At 74.0% G+C, this 23,142-nt stretch carries 14 protein-coding genes and 1 pseudogene; 7 read left to right on the forward strand and 8 right to left on the reverse strand.

The features are described 5' to 3' along the window. The first annotated feature begins 548 nt into the window (after positions 1–548). Positions 549–2,708 (forward strand): potassium-transporting ATPase subunit KdpB, encoded by a 2,160-nt coding sequence (gene kdpB, locus ACIGXM_RS27190; protein ID WP_396565281.1) that lies wholly within the window; start codon positions 549–551, stop codon positions 2,706–2,708. 245 nt (positions 2,709–2,953) lie between these two features. On the opposite strand, the gene ACIGXM_RS27195 is transcribed toward kdpB, so the two are convergent. The 5 genes from ACIGXM_RS27195 to ACIGXM_RS27215 form a co-directional block, all read right to left on the reverse strand. After that, the gene (locus tag ACIGXM_RS27195; protein WP_396565283.1) at positions 2,954–4,912 is read right to left on the reverse strand and encodes a BTAD domain-containing putative transcriptional regulator; all 1,959 of its coding nucleotides are present in this window, start codon (positions 4,910–4,912) and stop codon (positions 2,954–2,956) included. 271 nt (positions 4,913–5,183) lie between these two features. Then, the gene (locus ACIGXM_RS27200; RefSeq protein ID WP_396565285.1) at positions 5,184–6,191 is read right to left on the reverse strand and encodes a CHAP domain-containing protein; all 1,008 of its coding nucleotides are present in this window, start codon (positions 6,189–6,191) and stop codon (positions 5,184–5,186) included. A 127-nt stretch (positions 6,192–6,318) separates the two neighbouring features. Further along, complete coding sequence (locus ACIGXM_RS27205; protein WP_396565287.1) at positions 6,319–7,614, reverse strand: helix-turn-helix domain-containing protein; 1,296 nt, start codon at positions 7,612–7,614, stop codon at positions 6,319–6,321. A gap of 311 nt (positions 7,615–7,925) precedes the next feature. Next, entirely contained in the window at positions 7,926–8,342 is a 417-nt protein-coding gene (locus ACIGXM_RS27210) for a DUF3592 domain-containing protein (protein ID WP_396565289.1), read from the reverse strand. A gap of 179 nt (positions 8,343–8,521) precedes the next feature. Continuing rightward, positions 8,522–8,821, reverse strand: coding sequence for a putative quinol monooxygenase (locus ACIGXM_RS27215; RefSeq protein ID WP_396565291.1), 300 nt, complete (start codon positions 8,819–8,821; stop codon positions 8,522–8,524). Positions 8,822–8,948: 127 nt separating this feature from the next. On the opposite strand from ACIGXM_RS27215, the gene ACIGXM_RS27220 reads away from it, so the two are divergent. The 3 genes from ACIGXM_RS27220 to ACIGXM_RS27230 all read left to right on the forward strand — a co-directional run bounded on the left by ACIGXM_RS27220 (position 8,949) and on the right by ACIGXM_RS27230 (position 11,848). Continuing rightward, positions 8,949–9,905 (forward strand): GlxA family transcriptional regulator, encoded by a 957-nt coding sequence (locus ACIGXM_RS27220; protein ID WP_396565293.1) that lies wholly within the window; start codon positions 8,949–8,951, stop codon positions 9,903–9,905. 99 nt (positions 9,906–10,004) lie between these two features. Then, positions 10,005–11,087: a permease gene (locus tag ACIGXM_RS27225; protein ID WP_396565295.1), complete on the forward strand. Its 1,083-nt coding sequence runs from the start codon at positions 10,005–10,007 to the stop codon at positions 11,085–11,087. Beyond that, on the forward strand, positions 11,084–11,848 hold the full coding sequence (locus tag ACIGXM_RS27230) for a TIGR03943 family putative permease subunit (protein ID WP_396565297.1): 765 nt from the start codon (positions 11,084–11,086) through the stop codon (positions 11,846–11,848). Before ACIGXM_RS27225 ends, ACIGXM_RS27230 begins: the two co-directional genes overlap by 4 nt. 23 nt (positions 11,849–11,871) lie before the next feature. Here ACIGXM_RS27230 and ACIGXM_RS27235 read toward each other — a convergent pair whose 3' ends face one another. Further along, a complete protein-coding gene (locus ACIGXM_RS27235; protein ID WP_396565299.1) occupies positions 11,872–12,312 on the reverse strand; it encodes an HIT family protein in 441 nt (146 codons plus the stop codon). A 128-nt stretch (positions 12,313–12,440) separates the two neighbouring features. Then, entirely contained in the window at positions 12,441–14,093 is a 1,653-nt protein-coding gene (locus ACIGXM_RS27240) for an APC family permease (RefSeq protein WP_396565301.1), read from the reverse strand. 417 nt (positions 14,094–14,510) lie between these two features. On the opposite strand from ACIGXM_RS27240, the gene ACIGXM_RS27245 reads away from it, so the two are divergent. Further along, complete coding sequence (locus tag ACIGXM_RS27245) at positions 14,511–15,899, forward strand: S8 family serine peptidase (RefSeq protein ID WP_396565303.1); 1,389 nt, start codon at positions 14,511–14,513, stop codon at positions 15,897–15,899. 10 nt (positions 15,900–15,909) lie between these two features. Here ACIGXM_RS27245 and ACIGXM_RS27250 read toward each other — a convergent pair whose 3' ends face one another. After that, a complete protein-coding gene (locus tag ACIGXM_RS27250; protein ID WP_396565305.1) occupies positions 15,910–17,151 on the reverse strand; it encodes an MFS transporter in 1,242 nt (413 codons plus the stop codon). 137 nt (positions 17,152–17,288) lie between these two features. Between ACIGXM_RS27250 and lnt the strand changes: the two genes are divergently transcribed. Together lnt and ACIGXM_RS27260 are read left to right on the forward strand one after the other, a co-directional pair. Further along, positions 17,289–20,099 carry an apolipoprotein N-acyltransferase gene (gene lnt, locus ACIGXM_RS27255; RefSeq protein WP_396565306.1) on the forward strand — a complete coding sequence of 937 codons (2,811 nt, stop codon included), beginning with the start codon at positions 17,289–17,291 and terminating at the stop codon, positions 20,097–20,099. Positions 20,100–20,610: 511 nt separating this feature from the next. Beyond that, positions 20,611–22,605, forward strand: a pseudogene (locus ACIGXM_RS27260) (APC family permease); the annotation flags it as partial. Positions 22,606–23,142: the final 537 nt, after the last annotated feature.

Below are 23,142 nucleotides of genomic sequence, written 5' to 3' on the forward strand. Positions count from 1 at the left end.
CAATTCCCGCTCTGGCCATGACTCCTGGTGTTTGCTTCGCTACTCCAGGTGCGCTCCGCGTGATCCTGATGTCCGGCTTCGTGCTGTCGTGATCGATGTCGGGGTTCCGTTTCGGGGTGGCGGAGCGGCCGCTTTGGGGTGGTGCTCCCGCCGGTCCGTTTCGATGTCCGTCCGGACGGGGTGGAGGGGTCGGCGTGGAGGAGTGACGCCGCGCCACCGGCTCGGGCGCGGCGACCCCCTCCTGTCGCCGCGACCGAGCCCGGTGGACCCTGACCGGGTGATCGTAAGCAGCCCGTGATCAGGGCGTAGCGAGGTATCACTCCAGCGAGTGAAGATCCAGTGGAGTGTGTGATTCCACTCCCGCGGTTGTGTAGGCGGAGCGGCCCGGGTGGCGACTGGTGTCAACGGGGCGTCAAGCGGGCGTGAAGCCCGCGTCAAGGTCGGCCGACCGACCGTCAGGGCGGCGTCAGCGGAGGGTTTCCGACCGGCTCGGGAGGGTTGGCTCGGGGCGCTGTTCGTCGTCACCCGTTCGCCCGGGAAGGTTCGCCATGCTCCGCACGTCCCCGATGAGGGAGGTCCCGGCCGACGGGGCCCCGCGAGTCCCGGCGCAGTCCCCGCCGCAGGCTCCGCACCCCGCCCGGCACCGGGCGCCCGCCGGGTTGTTCGACCCGAAACAGCTGTTCACCGCCGTGCCCGAGGCGCTGCGCAAGCTGCACCCCCGGCTGATGGTCCGCAACCCGGTGATGTTCGTGGTCGAGGTGGGGTCCGCGCTCACCACGCTCTCCGCCGTCCTGCAGCCCAGCGTCTTCAGCTGGCTGATCAGCGGCTGGCTCTGGTTGACCGTGGTCTTCGCCAACCTGGCCGAGGCGGTGGCCGAGGGCCGCGGCCGGGCGCAGGCGGAGTCGCTGCGCAGGGCGCGCACCGGGACGGTGGCCCGGCGGATCCTGCACTGGCGGGTCGGCCTGACGAACTGGACCGAGGAGCGGGTGCCGGCCGAGGAACTGCGGCTGCACGACTTCGTCGTGGTCGCGGCCGGTGAGACGATCCCGGGCGACGGCGACGTGGTCGACGGGATCGCCGCCGTCGACGAATCGGCGATCACCGGGGAGTCGGCCCCGGTGATCCGTGAGGCCGGTGGCGACCGGTGCGCGGTGACCGGTGGCACCACGGTGCTCTCCGACCGGATCGTGGTGCGGATCACCTCCCGCCCCGGCCTGACCTTCCTGGACCGCATGATCGCCCTGGTCGAGGGGGCCGAGCGGAAGAAGACCCCGAACGAGATCGCGCTCAACCTGCTGCTGGCCGCGCTCACCGTGGTCTTCATCCTCAGCGTGGTCACCCTCCAGCCGATGGCGATCTACGCCGGCGCCGAGCAGAGCACGGCGGTGCTGGTCGCCCTGCTGGTGGCGCTGATCCCGACCACCATCGGCGCGCTGCTCTCGGCGATCGGCATCGCCGGGATGGACCGGCTGGTGCAGCGCAACGTGCTGGCGATGTCCGGCCGGGCGGTGGAGGCGGCCGGCGACGTCAGTACCCTGCTGCTGGACAAGACGGGCACCATCACCTTCGGCAACCGGCAGGCCGTCGGCCTGGTCCCGCTCGCGGGAGTGACGGCCGGTTCGCTGGCGGAGGCGGCCCAGCTGTCCAGCCTGGCCGACCAGACCCCGGAGGGCCGTTCGGTGGTGGTGCTGGCCGAGGAGCGGTACGGGCTGCGGGCCCGGGCCGAGGGGGAGCTCGGACGGCTGGAGTTCGTGCCGTTCAGCGCGCAGACCCGGATGAGCGGGGTCGACGTCGGGCGCCCGGACGGCTCGCTGGTCCGGGTCCGCAAGGGTGCCGCGGCGGCGGTGGCCGACTGGGTCCGCGAGTGCGGCGGCCGCATCCCGCCCGGGACCGGGGAGGCGGTGGAGGCCATCGCGGCCGACGGCGGGACCCCGCTGCTGGTCGCGGTCGACGACCGGTACGGCGCCCGGGTGCTCGGCGTGGTCCACCTCAAGGACGTGGTCAAGGAGGGCATCCGGGAGCGCTTCGCCCAGCTGCGCCGGATGGGCATCCGGACCGTGATGGTGACCGGCGACAACCCGACGACCGCCCGGGCGATCGCCGCGGAGGCCGGGGTGGACGACTTCCTGGCCGAAGCGACGCCGGAGGACAAGCTGGCCCTGATCAAGCGGGAGCAGCAGGGCGGCCGGTTGGTCGCGATGACCGGCGACGGGACGAACGACGCTCCCGCGCTGGCCCAGGCCGACGTCGGGGTGGCGATGAACACCGGCACCTCGGCCGCCAAGGAGGCCGGCAACATGGTGGACCTGGACTCCAACCCCACCAAGCTGATCGAGATCGTCGAGACCGGCAAGCAACTGCTCATCACCCGAGGGGCGTTGACCACCTTCTCGATCGCCAACGACGTCGCGAAGTACTTCGCGATCATCCCGGCCATGTTCGCCAGCGTGTATCCGGGGCTGGCGGACCTCAACGTCATGGAGCTGCACAGCCCGAAGTCCGCGATCACCTCGGCGATCATCTTCAACGCGCTGATCATCGTGGCCCTGATCCCGCTGGCCCTGCGCGGGGTGCGCTACCAGCCCGCGTCCGCCTCCGACCTGCTCCGGCGCAATCTGTGGGTGTTCGGTCTGGGCGGGCTGGTGCTGCCGTTCCTCGGGATCAAGCTGATCGACCTGCTGGTGGTGCAGTTCATCCCCGGGCTGTGATCCCCGGGCCGTCAGGGGCGGGGGAGGGCGCTGGTCCCGCGTCGGGCCCGCCCGTCCCCCGACCGACCGGGCGTCGCGCTACGCCCCGCGATACCGGGCCGATACCGCCACCGGGCACGATGACGGGGCGACGGAGACCGGGTCTCGAACGGGGGGACTCGGTAACCCGTCGCCGCCCGGGCGGGTCCGGGCGCCAGGACCGTCGGCGGACCGGCCCTGCCGCCCCGACCCGCCCGGAACTTCCCTTACCCCCGCCCGCTCACCGCCAGGGTCTGCCCCACCAGTACCGGCACCAGGCGGGCGGGGGCCGGGGGAGCCGAGGCCAGCGCCGCCCGCAGCAGTGCCTGCGACCGTAGCGGCGCCGGGTCCAGCAGCAGGCTGCGCTCCCGGGCGAAGGCCCGCAACAGCGAGTGGCAGCCGTACCGGCCGGGCTCCCTGGCGATCAGCAGATGGGCGTCGGCCAGTTGCTCCAGCAGCTCCTCCACGCGCCGGACCGGCTCGTCCAGCAGCGCGGCGGCGACCGGTAGCCGGATCAGTCCGCCGTCCAGCAGCGCGAGCAGCCGGAAGGCCCGGGCGGCCGCCGGATCCAGTGCGGCGTAGCTGCGGGCGAACTCGGTCCGGACGTCCAGCCCACCGATCCGCAGCTCGTCGAGCAGCCGCTGGTCGTCGCTCAGCCGGTCGGCCAGGTCGCGCACCCGCCAGGACGGTCGGGCGACCAGTCGGGCCGCACAGATCCGCAGCGCCAGCGGCAGCCGTCCGCACAGCGCCGCCACCGCGGCCGCGGCCAGCGGATCGGCGGCCACCCGGTCCGGGCCGACGGTCCGGCGCAGCAGAGCCTCCGCCTCGTCCGCGGTCAACATCCCCAGTTCGACCCGGAGCGCCCCGAGCAGGTCGCCCAGCCGGTTGCGGCTGGTGATCACGGTCGCGTTCGCGGTGTCGCTCGGCAGCAGCGGCCGGACCTGCGCGCTGTCCCGGGCGTCGTCCAGCACGACCAGCAGCCGCCGGCCGGCCAGCACCGAGCGGTAGAGCGCGACCCGGGCCGCCGGCCCGGCCGGTATCGCCCCGGCGGTCACCCCGAGGGTGAGCAGGAAGGTCCGCAGCAGCTCGGCGGGCTCGGCCGGGTCCGCCGAGCTGCCGCGCAGGTCGGCGTAGAGGACGCCGTCCGGGAACGCGGCCCGGGCGGCGTGCGCGGCCTGCCCGGCCAGCGCGCTCTTGCCGGCGCCGGGCGGCCCGGTGACCACCGCGACCGGCGGGCAGCCGTGGTTCGGCGCGGTCAGCCCGGTGGTGAGGGTGGCCAGCTCGTCGGCCCGTCCGGTGAAGTCGGCCAGGCTCGCCGGCAGCTGGAACGGGACCACGGAGCCGGGCCGGGCGGCCTCCTCCCGGGCGGCCGCCGGCGGGTCGGCGAGCGGCTCGTCCGGCTCGTCGCCCGCCGGGACGCCCGGTACCGGCTCGAGCCACCCGTTCGGCTCCTGCTCGGCCGCGAGGATCCGTTGCTGCACCGCGCGCAGCTCGGCGCCCGGCTCGACGCCGACCTCGTCGGCCAGGATCCGGTGCACCTGCCGGTAGACGCCGAGCGCCTCGGACTGCCGGCCGCAGTGGTAGAGCGCCGTCATCAGCTGGGCCCAGAAGCGCTCCCGCTCCGGGTGGGCGGTGGTGAGCGTGCGCAGCTCGGGGATGACCGCGGCGGCCCGGCCGAGCCGCAGCGCGGCGTCCAGCCGCGCCTCGACGGCGTCCAGCCGGATCTCCGCCAGTCGGCCGGCCTCCTCCTGGCGCAGCACCTCCGCCGGCACGTCCACCAGCGCCGCCCCGCGCCAGAGCGCCAGCGCCTCGTCCAGCAGGGCGACGGCGCGCCCGGCCGCGCCCCCGCGCAGCGCCGCGACGCCCTGGTCGCGCAGCTCGACGAAGTGCTGCGCGTCGAGCTCGCCGGGCAGCACCCGGATCAGATAGCCGCCGGACCGGGTCTCGATCCGTTCGCCGGCGGCCCCGAGCCCCTGCCGCAGCCGCATCACGTAGTTGCGCAGCGTGGTCGGCGCGCTGCGCGGCGGACGGCCGTCCCAGACGACCTCCGCCAGCTGGTCGACCGGGACCACATGTCCGTGCCGCACCAGCAGCGCTGCCAGCAGGGCCCGCTGTTTGGCCGCGGCGACGGCCTGGACCGCCGCGCCGTCGTGCACCAGCAGCGGTCCCAGAATCCCGAACTTCATCTGCCTGCCCTCCCCGGAATGCGGATCGCGGGCGGATCGAGGGCCGACCGAACGTCGGCCGTCCAACCCGCGGGCTCCGCGTCGTGCCCCCGACGCGGGGCCGACCACCGGTTCAGTTCTAGTGCTGGTCGGCGTTGTCCGGCGGGTCCGGAGGGGGCCGGTCAATCAATTCCGTACAACGTCGGCGGGGCGCGCACCACGCCGGTGCGGGTGCGCGCCGACGATCCGGTACCCGCCCGTGTCGGGCCGGTACCGGCTACCGGGTGCCGGGTCAGCCGCAGTGGCTCCAGCCACTGGTCCAGCTCGCGCTCTGGTACGTGCCGCCCCACTCCACGCACTGGCCGGCCGCGGGCAGGGTCACCGGGCCCGCGTAGTAGCTGAAGTTGCCCGGGTTCGAGGCGGACCCGCCGCCCTGCGCGCTGAGCGTCGCGTTCATCGGCACCGCGCTGCCCGGCTGGTCCACCAGGGTGGTCACGCAGTTCTGCCCGGTGGCGGCGCTGTAGTCCAGGTAGACCACCGCGTTGCCGAGGTCGTGGTAGTCGACCAGGCCGAAGCCGCTGCCGCAGAGCGCGTTCGGGTTGTACGAGTTGGTGGCCTGGACCGGCGCCGGGGTCTTCCCGCTGGTCACCGGGCTGCTGTAGCCCACGATGTAGTAGCCGTCGGCGGTGTCCACGTTGCCGGGCTCGCTGCCGACCGCCTTCTGGTCGGCGGCGATGGTGATCGAGGCGACGTGCGAGCTGGCCGCCCAACCGGACTCACCGAGCCCGCTGGTGCCGCCCCAGTCGCCGTTGGCGGTGACGATCGAGCCGTCGGCGTTCACCGCGGTCACGATGCCGACATGGTGCAGCTCGGAGTCCTGGAGGCTGCCGTAGACCACCGCGTCGCCGGGCTGCGGGCTGTACGAGGGGCTGGTGTGCAGGGTGCCGTTGGTCGCGCCGTAGGTGAGGAAGCTCGCGGCGGCGGCGGACAGGCCGCCGGTGTAGAGGCCGGACTGCTGCCAGACCCACTCGGCGAAGTCGGCGCACCAGTACTCGGGGCTGCCCGCGTCGCCGGTGCAGCTGTTCTCGAACTGCGAGCCGCCGAGGCTGTTGGTGGTCGGGGTGTTGGCGCAGGTCCCGGCGGTCTTGTTGACGTTGGCGGCGGCAAGTGAGGCGGCGTCACCGGGGGTGGCGGCTGACGCGGTCGGGGCCTGGGTGAGCGTCACCAGGCCCGCGACCAGGAGCGCGGCTGCCGCGCCGGATATCCGGCGCAGCAGCGTGCACAGACGGTCGGGGTTCACCGTGGTCCTCTCGGAGCGGGGGCGGGGGCAGGTGTGGCCGTTCACCGAACGCCCACACGTGTTCCGCGCCAGTCTCCTGAGGCGCCGTATCGTTCCCGTCGCGCGTTGTGTCCGCGTCCGTCAGCCGTCAGCCGAGGTGCAGGTACTGACAGGCCTTCTGCTCGGCGTCGGTGAGCTGGTCCGCGCTCAGTGTCACCGGCGCCGCCGTGCCGCCGGGGCTCAGCTGCCGGGCGTCGGCGACCTGGGTCGGCGCCGAGCCGCCGAGGCAGGCGACGCCCACCAGGACGTAGCCGCCCGAGGGCTGCTGGGGCAGCGATCCGGTCTGCAGGGTCGCCGGGAACCCGTTGCTGGCGTCGGCGCTGAAACCCAGTTGGTGCCAGGCCGGCCCCGGGGTCGAGCCGGTCCCGCTGGCGTAGTAGCCGGCGTAACCGACGATCCCCACGTTCGGCCCGCTGGCGTGCAGCGTGAGGGTGCCGGGAGCGCCGTTCTGCGGAGCCGCGGTGAGCGTCAGCTGGGCGGGCATCGGGACGTCGTCGGCGCACTGGGTCGGCGGCAAGCCGACCGGCGGGTTGTTGTGCACGACGGCCGAGGAGACCACGCCGCCCCCGCTGAGCTCGAACCAGCGCATGTCCGGCATCCCCGAGGTGGTGTCCACCACGGTGTCCCCCAGGCAGTAGCCGATGAACCGCAGCTCGCAGCCGCTGGGGACGTTCTCGCTCACCGGGGAACTCAGCACGGCACCGGTGTGGATCCGGGTGTTGGGCTGGTAGGTGAACCCGGTGAACGCCGTGGCCGCCTGCTCGGCGACGCCGCTCGGCGCGGCCGGGCAGGGGGAGGCGGCCGCCGCCGGGTGGCTGCCGCCGCTCTTCTGCGGCAGCCAGAGCACGAGCGCCGTGATCAGGCCGGCCAGCACCGCGGCGACGCCCACCACGGACCAGCGGGAGCGCAGCCAGCGGCCGAGCAGGACGCTGCCGGGTCCGTGCTCCGCCGGTCCGCCGGCCGGCCCGCTGATCTCCTCCACGGCGGACACCTCGGACGGCGTGGCGGGTCCCGCGGCGGGCAGCTGGGACGACGCGGCCGGCGTGACGGGGGGTCGGGTCGCCGGCCCGGGTATCGACTCCGCCGCCTTGGCGGACTGGGCCGCGGCCCGCTCGGCCGTCAGTTCCCGGTCCAGCCGCTGCCAGCGCTCCTCCCAGAGCGCGACATCGCCGCCGCACGCCCCGACGTAGGCCAGCGTCACCTCCAGGCTGGGCTGACGGGTGCCGCCGGCAGCGTCGCTGAGGGTGGTGGCGCCGAAGCCGGCCCGCTCGGCGAGCGCTCGGTAGGTCGGGTTGCCCGCCTCCTCGCGCACCACCCGCAGGTCGTATGCGAACGCCTGTAGCGGGCCCTCGGTCGGGTCGATCGGGCGTGGTTTGCGGGCCAACGATTCTCCTAGCCTTGCCGCCGGTTACCGGACTGTCGCGGCATGCTAGAGCCTGGCCAAGTCGGAGGTGCCACCGCCCGCCCCGCCCGCCCGCCTCCGCGCAGTTGGTCAAAAGGACAGGGTAGGCGGATTTATCGAACTCTTCTTCACTTCTCCAGGAGTTCTGCCAGGAGGCCACGCACCCGGAACGCAACCTTCCGCACCACCGGGTGATCAGAGCACCCGTCAGTCCGGCGGCCCGTCAGCCCGTCAGCCCGGCGGCACGTCAGGCCCGTCAGCCCGTCAGGCCGGCTGGTCCGAGCCCGAGCCGCTCACACCCCGAGCACGAGCAGCAGCAGGGCCGTCAGCAGTACGGCGGTGCCGAGCCCGAGGAAGGCGTACTCCAGCCCGCGTCGCTCCCGCCCGTCGACCAGCACCTGCCGCGGGTCCGCCGGGTCGTACCGGACCCGGACCGTCGCGCCGTCCACCAGCGGATGGGACCGGCCGGGTGGCACGGGGGAGAACACCTCCACCACCCGGCCGTCCTCGGTGGCGAACTGCAGCAGCGGGCGGATCGCGCCCGAGCGGTCCTCCGGCCCGAGTGCCCGGTAGCGGACCAGTGCCTGCGCCGAGGTGCCGGACTGCCGCAGCCGGCGGATCTCGTGCAGACCCACCGCGCCCGCCAGGTACGCGACCAGCCCGCCGAGCCCGGCGAACAGTGCCAGTCCGTCCCAGATCGTTCCGCCCATCGCCCCGCACCCTCCTGCCGTCACTCGCGCCTTCTCCTTCCAGTCTGCGCGCCCCCGCCGCGCCGCGCGGCCCGGTCGCCCGGATCCGATCCGCCGTCAGGACCCGGGGGCGGTGGGCGGCGACGCGGCTCGGCCCCCGTCCGGCGTGCGGACGGGGGCCGAACGGCGCAGTGCCGGGCTCAGCCGGCCTTGGCCGCCAGCACGTCGACCTTGATGATCTGCGGCGCCGCGGCCAGCAGCTCCGGTGCCCGCTCCATCAGGGCCTGGGCGATGGCGCCGTTCAGGTGTGCCTCGCGGCCCTCCTCGCCCTCGAAGGTGTCGAAGATCCCGAAGGTGGTCGGGCCCTCCCGGAACGCGTACCAGGTGACGGTGGCCCGCTCGGCGCGGGCCAGCTCCAGCGCGCCGGTCAGCAGCTGGGCCAGCTCCTCGGCGCGCTCGGGCCTGGCTTCGAGGTGGGCGCGCAGGCCGATCTTCGTCATGGGGGGCTCCTTGCAATCGGTCGTTGCCGGGTCGGTTCGGCCCGGGTGTTCGGTACGACGATCACGTTAGGGTGGGGCCGGACGGCGTACGAGTGTCGTAAACGACACCATTGGTACGGTTCCCGTCATGGATGTCACGGTGCTGGTCCTCGACGGTGTCTTCGACTCGGGTCTGTCCGCTCTGCTGGACGTGTTGCGAACCGCCAACGAGCTGCGCGGCGAACTGTCCAACCCGCCGCACTGGCAGGTGCGCACGGTCGGCTTCGACGGCCCGGTCCGCACGGCCGCCGGCCACCTGGTCCCGGTCGAGCCGGCCGCCCTCACGGACCGCACCGAGCTGCTGGTGCTGCCCGGGGTGAGCGGTCGCACCCCCGAGCAGCTGGTCGAGTTCGCCGCCGCCCGGGCCACCGCGCCGGCCCGGGCGCTGCTGCGGGAGGCCCGGGAGCGCGGGCTGCCGCTCGCCTCGGCCTGCTCGGGCACCTTCCTGCTCGCCGAGTCCGGCGTGCTGGACGGTGGACGGGCCACCACCAGCTGGTGGCTGGCACCGGCGTTCCGGCAGCGCTACCCCGCGGTCGAGCTGGACGACACCCGGATGGTGGTCGACTCGGACGGCGTCACCACGGCCGGCGCGGCCTTCGGGCACGTGGACCTCGCCCTCGCCCTCGTCCGGATGCGCAGCCCCGCGCTGGCCGAGTTGGTCGCCCGCTACCTGGTGGTCGACGACCGGCCCTCGCAGGCCAGCTACGCGGTGCCCAGCGTGCTCGCCCGGCACGACCCGACGGTGGCCGCCTTCGAGGCCTGGGTCCGGGCCCGGCTCGCCGAGCCGCTGAACGTCCCGGACGCGGCGCGGGCGCTGGGCGTCAGCGAGCGCACCCTGCAGCGGGCCGTTCGCCGCACGCTGGGCAGCTCGCCGGTACGGTTCGTCCAGGACGTCCGGCTGGAGCAGGCCTGCCACCTGCTGCGCACCACCGATCTCTCGGTGGAGGCGGTGGCCCACCGGGTCGGCTACGAGAACGGCAGCACGCTGCGGGTGCTGCTGCGCGAGCGACGCGGCCTCACCGCGGGCGCGCTGCGCGGGCGCTGACCGCCACCGCGGTGCGACCGATCACCGCTCCCGAGGCGTCTGGCTCTTTGACCGCGTGATCTCCGATCACGGGCGGACCAGAGGGAGCGACCGGACGGCATGACGGACGGACTCATCGCGAACGGGCTCATCGACGAGCGGCAGGACCACCCGGGCGCGCCGCCGACCCCGGAGCCCGAGGTCCCTCCCGGCACCGGCCGGCGCACCCGGCACCGGCGGGCCCGGGCCGGGTCGGCCGGATCGCTGGAGGCCCTGCTGCTCACCATGGCGGTCCTGCTGGTCGTCCCGCGGCTGCTGCCCGCCGGCCTGCTCGGCGCGCCCTGGCTCCAGGCCTGGTCCGCGGTCTTCGTCGCGGTCTGCGTCCAGGCGCTGCCGTTCCTGCTGCTCGGCACGGTGCTCTCGGCCGCCGTCGCCGCCTTCGTCCCGGCCGGTCTGTTGGAACGGGCGCTGCCGGCGCGACCGGTGCTCGCCGTGCCGATCGCCGGGGTGGCGGGCGTGGTGCTGCCCGGCTGCGAGTGCGCCTCGGTCCCGGTGGCCGGGCGGCTGATCGCCCGCGGGGTGGCGCCGGCCGCCGCGCTGGCCTTCCTGCTCTCCTCGCCGGCGATCAACCCGGTGGTGCTGACCGCGACGGCCGTCGCCTTCCCCGGGCGGCCGGAGGTGGTGCTGGCCCGGTTCGTCGCCTCGCTGGTCACCGCGGTGGTGATGGGGCTGCTGTGGGCGCGGTTCGGCCGCCCGGAGTGGCTGCGGCCGCGGCCCTGGCGTGAGCCGGCGGACGGCACCGGGCGCTGGTCCGTCTTCCGCTCCTCGCTGGAGCACGACTTCCTGCACGCGGGCGGCTTCCTGGTGATCGGCGCGACCACCGCCGCCACGCTCAACGCCGCCGTGCCGCAGGGGGCGCTGAAAGAGCTGGCCCAGATCCCCGGGGTGTCCGTGCTGGTGCTGGCCGTGCTCGCGGTGCTGCTCGCGGTCTGCTCGGAGGCGGACGCCTTCGTGGCCTCCGGCCTGACCGCGTTCCCGCTGGTGGCGCGGCTGGCGTTCATGGTGGTGGGGCCGATGGTGGACGCCAAACTGATCGCGCTCCAGGCGGGCACCTTCGGCCGGTCGTTCGCCTGGCGGTTCTCGGCGGCGACCTTCGTGGTCGCGGTGCTGTCGGCGGTCCTGGTGGGCGGGTGGTTGCTGTGAGGCGGGAGACTCGGGCGGTGCTGCTGGTGCTGGTGGGGGCGGCGCTGCTGCACCTGTCACTCTTCAGCGACCTCTGCCTGCGCTACGTCCGGGCGACCCTGCGGCCGTACCTGGTGACGACGGGCGCGCTGCTGGTGCTGCTGGGGCTGGCGAGCGCACTCGCCGTGCTCCGCGCCCTGCGTGGTGGGCACGACGACCACGAGCACGGCCGTGCTCCCGATCCCGAGCACGACGACGGTCACGGCCACGGTCCCGGTGGCCCGCGGATCGCCTGGCTGCTGGTCCTCCCGGTGGCGGCGGTCTTCCTGGTCGCGCCACAGGCCCTCGGCGCGTACACCGCGCAGCGCACCGCCGCCACGCCCGTCCGGCCGGCCACCGCGGACACCGGCTTCCCGGCGCTGGCCGCCGGAGACCCGCTGGTGATGACGGTCAACTACTTCGACATCCGGGCGCTCTGGGACACCTCCAAGTCCCTCCAGGGGCGCCGGGTCCAGCTCACCGGCTTCGCCACCCCGGACCCGGCCGGCGGCTGGGACCTCACCCGGCTCACCATCACCTGCTGCGCCGCCGACGCCCGCGCCTCGAAGGTGCGCGTCACCGGCGCGGCGGCCCCGCGGGAGGGAACCTGGGTGCGCGTGGTCGGCAGCTGGCAGCCCCCGGCCACGCCCACCCCGAGCGACGACGACACCGACCCGCCGATTCCGCAGCTGACGGCCCAGCAGCTGACCGAGATCCCCCAACCGGCCGACCCGTACGAGTAGCGGGAGGGTGGCGGGGGCGAGCTTCAGCCGTCGGAGGTCCGCACGGCGGTCGCCTGTCGCAGGGCCGCGCGGATCCGGGCGGCGGTCTCCAGCGCCGCGGCCTCGGTGGGGTAGTGGCCGCGCGGCCAGAAGAAGCCGCGCAGGCCGTCCCCGCGGTGGCGCGGGACCACGTGGACGTGCAGGTGCGGGACGGACTGGCTGACCCGGTTGTTCATCGCGACGAACGAGCCGGCGGCGGCCGTCGCCTGCTCCACCGCCGCCGTGACCGCACGGACCCGGGTGAAGAAGGGGCCGACCAGCTCGTCCGGCAGGTCGGTCAGCGTCGCGGCGTGCGGCACCGGGACGACGAGCACGTGGCCGGGGAAGAGCGGCCGGTGGTCGAGGAAGGCCAGCGCCACCCCGTCCCGGGACACCTCGTGCACCGCCGCCTCGCCCGCGACCGCCGCGCAGAACAGACACTCCACCCGCCCATTCCACGCCGTGCCCCGCGGCCCCGCGCGCCGGGACGGAGCCGGGCGCGGCAGAACGGCCGCCGGCCGGGCCACCCCCGTGGGGGCGACCCGGCCGACGGCCGTGCGTGGTGCGCGGTGGCTCAGGCCCGGGCGGGCTCCGCCGCCGCCGAGGTCGGGTCCGCGTCCGTGCCCTGCGCCGCCAGCTCGGCGCGGACCTGCGCCAGCGACGGGTTGGACCAGGCGCTGCGGACGCCCCAGAAGTAGGTGCCCAGCCCGATCAGGGCGACGACCAGCAGGTCCACGCCCTGCGGCAGGTAGCCGTGGCCGCCGAAGTCCTTGGCGCCGGCCCAGGAGACCGCGGCCATCACCAGCAGGTACCCGACCACCCAGGCGCCCGCCTTGAGGTGCGGCTTCAGCTCGGCCCACGGCTTGCGCAGCTCGTACCAGGCCCAGATCGGCAGCCCGGCGGCCATCAGCAGGATGACCTTGCCGGTGAGCGGCCAGCGGGCCCAGTAGAGCACCAGCGACCCGAAGACCATCGCGATCGGCGCGATCACCGGCATCGCCTTCAGCCTGACCGGGCGCGGCAGGTCCGGCGCCAGCCGGCGCAGCGCCATCACGGCGACCGGGCCGGTGATGTACGAGATCACGGTGGCCACCGAGACGATCTCGGCGAGCGAGCCCCAGCCGCGGAAGACCGCGAGGAAGAGGAAGGCGATGAACAGGTTGAGCAGCAGCGCCGGGCGCGGGATGCCGGTCTTGGGGTCCACCCGGCCGAAGATCGACGGCAGGTGGCCGTTCTCCTGCACACCGTGGATCATGCGCGAGGTGGTCGCGGCGTAGATCATGCCGGTGCCGGTGGGGGAGATGAAGGCGTCCGCGTAGAGCAGCATCGCGAGCCAGTTCAGGCCCCAGGCCGTCGCGAGGTCGGCGAGCGGCGAGTTGTAGTTCAGGCTCGCCCAGCCGTGCGACAGGTCGGCGGACGGGATGGCCACCAGGAAGGCGACCTGCAGCGCGACGTAGATCACCAGCGCGATCAGGATCGAGCTGATCACCGCCTTGGGCAGCGACTTGCCCGGGTTGCGGGCCTCGCCGGCCAGGTTCAGCGGCGACTGGAAGCCGTTGTAGGCCCAGACGATGCCGGAGACCGCGACCGCCGTGAACACCGAGCTCCAGCCGTTGGGCGTGAAGCCGCCGTGGTCCTGGAGGTTGTGGGTGTCGAAGTGCGCCAGCAGCAGGCTGCCCGCGGTCAGCGTCGGGACGACCACCTTGAAGACGGTGATCGCGGTGTTGGTCTTGGCGAACAGGGTGATCGCGAACCAGTTGAGCAGGAAGTACCCGATCAGCAACACCGAGGCCAGTGCGACACCGGATGTGGTGAGTTCGCTGCCGTTGTACAGGCGCTGTGCCCAGCCGAAGTGCCAGGAGCTCATGTACTGCACGGAGGCGGTGGCCTCACCGGGGATCACCGAGACGATGGCGATCCAGTTGGCCCAGGCCGCCAGGTAGCCGGCGAGCGAGCCGTGCGAGTACTGCCCGTACCGGACCATGCCGCCGGCCTTGGGGAACATCGAGCCGAGCTCGCTGTAGGTGAGGGCGATGGTGAGCGCCACGGCGGCGCCGATCACCCAGGCGAGGATCGCGGCGGGCCCGGCCAGCTTGGCGGCGCGCTCGGCACCGAAGAGCCAGCCGGAGCCGATGATCGAGCCCAGACCGACCGCGGTGAGGCTGATCGTGCCGAGTGAGCGGCGGTAGTGCTGATGGGACGCCGTTTTCGGCTCTGATGCGCTCAACGTCTCAGTCCTCCCTGTTCTCCCCAGGCCCGGGATGCGGGTCCTGCTCGTGGTCGGGCTCAGGTCGCGCGGGTGGCGGGCCTGAGCGTGGGCAACGCGGAGCAGACTATGGGACGAACCGGGACGCAATGCTCAGGTAAAGCTCAAATCGAACGATCGTTGCCATCTTGTGTCCGTTAATCGGGCGCGCTGGCAAACGGCTTTGTGATAATCGCCTCAGCTCGGCTGGTGGGCACGCCATGCCGGGTGCGACGGCTGGGGCAGGGTGGCACGCCTGGGGCGCAGTGGCACCCCTGGTACAGGCATGACAAAGAAATGCCCATGGCTCGGACAAGCCGAGGACGCGCCGGTGCGTACGGGAGTTCGATGTCCTCCACGCCGTCGTCGACGGGACCTACCATCCCCCCAGGGACACCCATGCGACGTTCCACCCGAAGCCGCGCCACCGCGTCGGTTCTCGGCACCACCGCCCTCCTGGTGACCACCGCGGTCACCGGCGCCGTACCGGGCGCGGCCACCGTGGCGGCAGCCGCCACGGGCGGCAGCCCCCGACCGGTACCGGCCGCGATCGGCCACCGGATGGTGTCCGGGCAGTACCCCAGCCCGCTCAGCACCAGCCAGTGCCAGACCCAGCTCAAGGCGTCCTGCTACGGCCCGCTCCAGCTGGAGCAGGCGTACGACGAGAAGCCCCTCTTCGACCGGGGGATCAACGGCACCGGCCGCACGATCGTGATCGTCGACTCGTTCGGCACCCCCACCATCCAGCACGACCTGGACGTCTACAGCGCCCACTACGGCATCCCCAGCGCCAACGTGCAGGTGGTGAAGTGGGGGACGGTACCGCCCTTCGACCCCTCCAACAGCGACATGACCGGCTGGGCCGAGGAGACCACGATCGACGTCGAGATGGCCCACGCGATGGCGCCCGGCGCCAAGATCGTGCTGGCCGAGACCGGCGTCTCGGAGAACGAGGGCACCACCGGGTTCCCGGAGATGATGGCGGCCGAGGACTCCCTGATCAAGCAGGGCGTCGGCGACGTGATCTCGCAGAGCTTCGGCGCCACCGAGAACACCTTCCCGGGCTTCGACCAGGGCGACTACTCCAGCCTGCTCAACCTGCGGTACGCCTTCAAGGACGCCCAGGCGCACGGCGTCACCGTGCTGGCCGCCTCCGGCGACAGCGGCTCCACCGACGACGAGTCCGACGGCAGCACCCTCTACCCGTACCCGGTGACCTCCTGGCCGCCCTCCGACCCGCTGGTCACCGGCGTCGGCGGTACCTCGGTCCACCTGGACGACAACGGCAACCGGGTCAGCCCGGACACCGTCTGGGACGACCCGGCCGACGGCGGCGCCTCGGGCGGTGGCAAGTCCAAGGTCTTCAGCCGGCCGCTCTTCCAGACCGGGGTCAGCAACGTGGTGGGCGACTCGCGCGGCGTGCCGGACATCAGCATGCTCGGCGACCCGAACACCGGCGTCTGGACGTACAACAGCTTCGGTCCGCAGGACGACGGCTGGGAGCTGTGGGGCGGCACCAGCGTGGCCACCCCGATCTTCTCGGGCGTGGTGGCGCTGGCCGACCAGCTGGCCGGGCACCGGCTGGGCAACCTCAACCAGGGCCTGTACGCGCTCGGCGCGCTCCAGCAGGCCGGGTTCAAGCAGACCGGGCTGACCGACATCGTGGGCGGCTCGAACACCAACGGCGGGGTGCCCGGCTGGCCGGCCACCCCGGGCTACGACCTGGCGACCGGTTGGGGCACGGTGGACGCCGCCAAGTTCGTCCCGATGATCGCGGCGCTCGGCTAGATCCGAGTGGTCAGCCCTGCCGCGCCGGTGTCCGCCGGCGCGGCAGGCTGGCCAGCACGCCCAGCGCGAGCGCCGCGACCACCGCGGCGAAGACCGTCCCGGCGGTGCGCAGCCCGGTGGGCGCGATCAGCACCCCGACCCCGATCGCCGGCAGCGCCAGCAGGCCGTAGACCGCCGCGAACAGCGCCGAGAACGCCTGTCCCCGGACCGCGGGTTCGGCGCCCTCGGTGATCAGCGCGATCCCGTCGCCGATCGCGAGCCCGGTCGCCAGGCCGTCCACCACCGCGGCGGCGACCAGCGGCGCGAGCGTGACGGTCAGCATCGCGGTGGCGATCAGCGCGGCGGACCCGACCAGCCCCAGGCAGGCGATCGGCAGCACCGCGCGCGGCCGCAGCACCCGGGCCAGCAGCTGCCCGCCGGCGGCGCCGACGAACGCGAGGGCCACCGTCACTCCCGAGAGCACGGGGGAGTTCAGGCGCAGCGGGCCGGCGAGGAAGAGTCCGGTGGTCGCGGTCAGCACGCCGACCACGGCGAAGCCCGCGCCGGCCGTCAGCGCGCTGCGGGCGAACGGCGCCCGGATCCCGGCCGGGACCTTCGGCAGCGTCGGCCGCAGCCGGCCCGCCCCGCGCCTGGCGACCGTCTCCGGTACGCCCGCCAGCAGCGCCAGCGCCACCAGCAGCACGGCGGCGTTCACGATCCAGACCAGCCGCAGCGGCGAGGGCGCGAACTGGGCCAGCACCCCGGCCAGCAGCGGACCGGTGGCCAGTCCGCCCATGTTGGCGGCCAGCGCGATCCGGCCGGCCCGGAGCCGGTGCCCGGGCGGTGCCAGCTCGGTGAGGTGCGCGGTGGCGGCGCCGGTGACCAGGGCCACGGACAGGCCGGAGAGCACCCGGCCGACCAGCAGCACCCCCAGGTCGTCGGCGGCCAGGAACACCCCGGCGGCGGCCAGCGCCAGCAACAGCGCGGCGGTGGTGACCGGCCGTCGTCCGAACCGGTCGGAGAGCGACCCGGCCGTCAGCAGCCCCGCGACCACGCCGATCGCGTAGACCGCGAAGGCGATGGTGACCATCAGCGAGGAGAAGTCGAAGGCGTGTTCGTAGTCGGGGTAGAGCGGGGTGGGGACGGTGGTCCCGGTCATCGTGGCCCAGAACGCGACGGCCACGGCCGCGGTCGCCGCCCCGCCGTGCAGTCGGGGCAGCCGGTGCAGCAGCCGCGAGCGGGTCTCGCCGGTGGTCGTGCCGAGCGTGGTCATCCGTCCTCCGGGCCGGTGGAGTCGAGCGTCCCAGTGAAAGAGTCCCGTGGCCGGATGAACCGATAAACAGACTCCGGCATTCCGTCGCCACCGTCCTGCGGGCTCCGACCGGCCGGCGCGAGCGGGACGATGGGGGCATGCGCGAGCGAGTGGCCGTGGTGGCGGGCGGCGCGCCGGCGGGGTCGGTGCGGCGGGACCTGGCCGGGCCGTTGCGCGGTCTGCTGGCCGGCCAGTGCCTGGGCCAGTGCGGGGACGGGCTGGCGCAGATCGCCTTCGCCCAGTTCGTCCTGTTCGACGTCGGGCGCGGCGCCACGCCGGCCCGGATCGCCGCCGTGCTGGCGGTCACCCTGCTGCCGTTCAGCGTGGTCGGGCCGTTCGGCGGCGTGCTCATCGACCGCTTCGACCGCCGCCGCCTGCTGGTCGTGGTCTCGCTGCTGCGGCTCGCGCTGGTGCTGGCGAGCGTGGCGATCGTCGCGGTGCGGGCCACCGTCGCGGCCTACCTGGCGGTGCTGTTGCTGCTCTCGGCGTCCCGGCTGGTGCTGACCGCCAAGGGCGCCGCGCTGCCGCGGACCGTGCCGCCGGAGCGGCTGGTGCCGGCGAACGCGCTCTCCGCCGTCGCCGGGACGGCCGCCGCCTTCGTCGGTGCGGTCGGCGGCTCGCAGCTGGTCGGCCACTCGGAGGCCGCCGGGCTGCTGCTCGCCGGTGTGTTCTACGCGCTGGCGGCGGTGGTCTTCGGGGCGCTGCCGGCCCTGGGCGGGCGGCGTGCCGAGCAGGTGCTGCCCCGGCTGCGCCGGACCGCCGCCGACCTCGCCGACGGGATCCGCGCGGCGGCCCGCACCCCGGTGATCCGGCGCGCGCTGCTGAGCGTCACCGCGCACCGCTTCCTGCTCGGTGCGGGCTTCGTGGTGCTGGTCCTGGTCGCCGACTCGGAGTACCGGCTGAGGACCCCGGGATACGGGATCGCGCTGGCCGCCACCGGGGTGGCCGCCTTCACGGGCAGCCTGGCCGCGCCGCCGCTGGCCGCCCGGTACGGGGCCCGGGCGCTGTTGCCGGCCGCCTTCCCGGTGGCGGGCGCCGGGGCGTACGTCGGCGGGCTCTACCCGTCGCTCTGGGTGCTGGTGCCCTGCGTCGGGGTGGCGGCCTTCGCCTTCCAGGTGCTCAAGGTGTCCGCCGACGCGCTGGTCGGCGGGACGGCGCCGGACGCCCTGCGCGGGCGGGTGTTCGCCTGCTACGACGTGCTGTACAACGTCGCGTTCGTGCTGGCCGGGCTGGCCATGGTGCCGTTCTGGCACCCGGGGCACGAGCGCGCGTTGCTCTGGTGGGTGGCCGCCGGGTTCGCGCTCGGCTGGGCGGTGCTGCTGACGGCCGACCGGAGCCGGCGGCCGCGCCGGGCGCGCCGGGATCCGGCAGGTCGGGTGCGCTGGGCTCGGCGGGGCGCCGCCGTCCTGTTCGGCGCGCTGCCCGCGCTCGCCCTGCCCGCCCCGGCCTGGTGGTGGCTGGCCTGGTTCGCGCTGGTCCCGCTGACCCTGCTGGTCCGGGCCGCGCCGACCCGGCGGGAGGGAGTGGTCCGGGCCTGGTGGGGGCTGGGCGGCTTCGAGGTGGCCGCGCAGTACTGGTTGCTACCGGACATCGGCCCGGCGCTGCCGCTCCTGGGCGCGCTGCTGGCGGCGCTCTGGCTGCCCTGGGGCTGGACGGTGCACCGGCTGCTGAACGGGCCGCTCACCGTCCGGCGCGCCGCGGCCGCCCTGCTGGCCGTGCCGAGTGCGTGGACCTGCGCGGAGGCGGCCCGGTCCTGGCAGAGCCTGGGCGGGCCGTGGGCGCTGCTCGGGGCGACCCAGTGGGACCGGCCCGCCCTGCTCGCCTCCGCCTCGCTCGGCGGGGTCTGGCTGACCGGCTTCCTGATCACCGCGGTGAACACCGCGCTGGCGATCGCCGTGCTGAGTGCGCGGGCCCGCCCGCACCCGGCAGCCGCCGTCACCGCGCTGGTCGCGGCGGCCGGCTGCCTGGCGGTCGGGCCGGCCTGGGCCGCGCTGGGACCGGCGCCGCGCCCGGACGGAACCGTCCCGATCGCCGTGGTGCAGCCCGGCGTGGTGGCCCCGCCCGCCGTCCGGCAGGCCGACGAGCAGGCCGCCACCGCACGGCTGGCCGCCCTGCCGCCGGGCGAGCGCCCGGTGCTGGTGGTGTGGGGGGAGAGCAGCCTGGGCGCCGACCTCACCGGCTCCCCGGCGGGGCTCGCCCCGCTTCGGGCGCTCTCCCGTCGGGTCGGCGCCGACCTGCTGGTCAACGGCGACGCGCCGAGGCTCGGCACGCCCGGCAGGTACAAGGAGTCCGCGCTGGTCTCGCCGGCCGGGATCGTGGGCGGTTACGACAAGATCCGGCTGGTCCCGTTCGGCGAGTACATCCCGCTGCGCTCGGCGCTCGGCTGGCTGACCGGGTTCTCCAAGGCCGCCCCGGTGAACGTGCTGCGCGGCGACCACACGGTGGTGCTGCACACCTCGGGTCTCGCCTTCGGGCCGCTGATCTGCTTCGAGTCGGCCTTCCCCGACCTGGCCCGGACCGAGGTCGCGAACGGTGCCCAGCTGCTGGTCTACCAGAGCTCCGACTCGACCTTCCAAGGGAGTTGGGCGCAGCCGCAGCACGCCTCGCTGGCCGCCGTGCGAGCCGTCGAGACCGGCCGGCCGGCCGTCCAGGTCGCACTCACCGGCGACAGCGCGGCCTTTGCCGCCGACGGGCGCCAACTCGCCTGGAGCCCGGCCGGCTTCAGCGGTGCCTACGTGGTGCGGGTGCCGCTGACCACCGGTACCACCGGGTACCGGCAGGCCGGGGACTGGATGCTCGCCCTGGCCTTCACCGTGCTCGGCGGCACCGCGAGTTGGGCGACCGTGCGGCCGGCGTCCGAGCGCGGGACGACAACCGCCGGGCCGGGCGGACCCGTTGGGCCGGCGTGAGGTGCCACCGGGCGGAGGCCGAGGAGTCCGACACGGATCCGGGCCGACGCCGGGGACCGGGCCGGCACCGCGTGCGGCAGGCCGCCGACGAGCGGCCGCCACCGGTCGTCCGCACGCGAGCGCGGCCACCCTGTACGCCGCTCCCGACGGCACCCGGGTGCGGCCGCGCCCGAGGCCGGTGCACCGCCGGGAGGCCCGACGGCGTCCGCCGCAGGTCCGAACGGCACTCGAACGGCGACCGAACGCCGCGGGGCGGGCTCCGAGCCGGCAGGTTCGCCAACCGGCCGGCCGGCTAGTGGTGTAAACGCGTGATGTCCGCCACATTTACGCGATAAAAAGCCGTTAAGAACTGCATTTCGTCGGATCCGGGCTGGTTTCGGGCGTCAAGAAGGCGCTAATTAGTTCTCGTGCCCGGAACAGGGTGGCCTCGGAGGATCGGGTCCGCAACGGGTACCGAGGTCGCCCTCCGCTGGATGACGCCTCGTCTTCGGCACGGAAGGGACAGACGTTCATGACAGCGGCGCCCGAGCGCATCGACAGCGCGTCGGCGGGGCCAGGAGTGCTCCCGCGCGAAGTCGATCTTCCCGAGAGTCTCGGGTACCGGCTCAAGAAGGTCCTGTTGGGACCGCCCCTGGTGACCTCCGAGCTGCACAACGAGAAGCTCAGCAAACCGATCGCGCTCGGCGTGCTCGCGCCGGACTGCATCAGCTCCAGCGCGTACGGCACCGAGCAGATGCTCTTCCAGCTGATACCCGCGGTCGGCGTGGCCGGCTTCGCGCTGGTGATGCCGGTGACCGGGATCATCCTGGCGCTGCTCTTCCTGCTCACGATCTCCTACCGCGACGTCGTGATGACGTACACCCGGGCCGGCGGCTCGTACGTGGTGGCGCGGGAGAACTTCGGCCCGCGGGTGGCCCAGGTAGCGGCCGTCGCGCTGCTGATCGACTACATCGTCACCGTCGCCGTGCAGACCGCGGCCGGCACCGACGCGGTCGCGTCGATGCTCCAGCTGCTGTTCCACATGAACATCGACGCCGACAAGCTGTGGATCACCATCGCCGTGGTCTGCCTGCTCTGCTACGGCAACCTGCGCGGCATCCGGGAGGCCGGCAAGGCGTTCTCGCTGCCGACCTACCTCTTCATCCTGGCCATCGGCCTGACCGTGATCGTCGGCCTGATCCGGCTGGCCATGGGCGACCTGCCGCACCTCTCCAACGCCGAGCTGCACGCGCCCGGCGCGGTCAGCCTCGGCCACCCCGGCGGCGGCCTGATGATGGGCGCCTCGCTCTTCATCATGATGCGCGCCTTCGCCAACGGCGGTTCCTCGCTCACCGGTCTGGAGGCCATCTCCAACGGTGTCAGCGCGTTCCGCGAGCCGCAGGGCCCGAACGCCCGACGCACCCTGGTGATCATGAGCGCCACGCTGGGCACGCTGGTGCTCGGCGTCTCCACGCTGGCCTGGAAGACCCACGCCATCCCCTACGAGTCCGGCAGCCCGACGGTGATCTCCCAGGAGGCGCACCTGGTCTTCGGCCAGAGCGGCTTCGGCAACGTGATGTTCACCTTCGTCCAGGTGGCCACCGCGCTGATCCTCTACACCGGCGGCAACACCTCGTTCAACGGCTTCCCGTTCCTGGCCAGCTTCGTCGCCGAGGACTCCTTCCTGCCCCGCCAGCTGACCGTCCGTGGCCACCGGCTGGCGTTCTCCAACGGCATCATCGTGCTGACCGTGATCTCGCTGATCCTGCTGATCGGCACCGGCGGCAACCTGACCAAGCTGGTCTCGCTCTACGCGATCGGCGTCTTCACCGGCTTCGTGATGGCCGCGGCCGGCCTGGTCAAGTACAACTGGGTGCGCCAGGAGAAGAACCGCACCTTCAAGATCGTCATCAACGCCGCGGCGGCCGTCGCCTCGGCCGCCGTCGTGGTGATCTTCGCGGTCACGAAGTTCACCGAGGGCGCCTGGATGGTCGTGGTGATCTTCCCGATCGGCGTCTGGGCGCTGATCCGCACCAACAGCCGCTACCGGGCCGAGAGCGCCGCCCTGGCCGCCGCCCCCGCCTCGGCCAGCGTCGCCACCCGCACCCGCAGCGTGGTCTACGTCCTGGTCGACAAGCTCGACCTGTCCGCGATCCGCGCCCTGCAGCACGCCCGCAGCCTGCGGCCGACCGAGCTGAGCGCGGTGCACTTCATGGTCGACGACCGGCACGCCGAGCGGCTGCGCGAGGCGTGGGAGGAGAGCCGGGCGGCCGACGTCCCGCTGGAGATCATCGACTGCCCCGACCGCCGGCTGCGCCGCGCGGTGGCCGAGCTGGCCGCCCGGGCCACCGCCGACGGCCGCACCGAGGTCACCCTGCTGATCCCGCGGCGCGCCTACGGCCCGCTCTTCGGGCGCCTGCTGCACGCCCGGGTCGGTGACCGGATCGCCGGCGCCGCGAGCCGGCTGCCGCACGTCGCCGCGACCATCGTCCCGTTCGACGTCAGCCAGGCCATCGAGGACCTGGAGGAGACCGCCGACGGCCTGCGCCAGGTGTCGGTCAGTGCCGAGGCCGCGGAGCGGCCGGCGCCGCACTGGAGCACCGCGCGGCTCGACGCCGCGCACCGCGCCGAGTTCCGCGGCGAGCCGCGCACCGGCGAGCTCCGGGCGGACGGCACCACCTGCATGAACAACCTGGTGTGGCGCCAGCGGGCCAGCGTCGAGGGCCAGGTGCGCAAGGTCAACGTCACTCCGGTCTCCGGGGCGCCGCGGCTGGAGTGCGAGGTCTTCGACGAGACCGGCGGGATCACCCTGGTCTTCTACGGCCGGCGTGCCGTCCCGGGCATCGCGCCCGGGGTGAGGCTGCGGGCCGAGGGCATGGTGGGCAACACCGACGGGTTCCTCACCATCGCCAACCCGACCTACACCCTGATCCCGAAGGCGGAGGCGGCCGTCGAGAGCTGACGGCGGTGGTCCGCGACGGCGGGGCCGGCACCCACGGGGGTGTGCCGGCCCCGCCGTGCTGTACCGGGCGGCCCGTCCTGCCGGGTGGCCGCCCGGAGCGCG

The sequence above is a fragment of the Kitasatospora sp. NPDC052896 genome (assembly GCF_044547075.1).
GTDB lineage: Bacteria > Actinomycetota > Actinomycetes > Streptomycetales > Streptomycetaceae > Kitasatospora.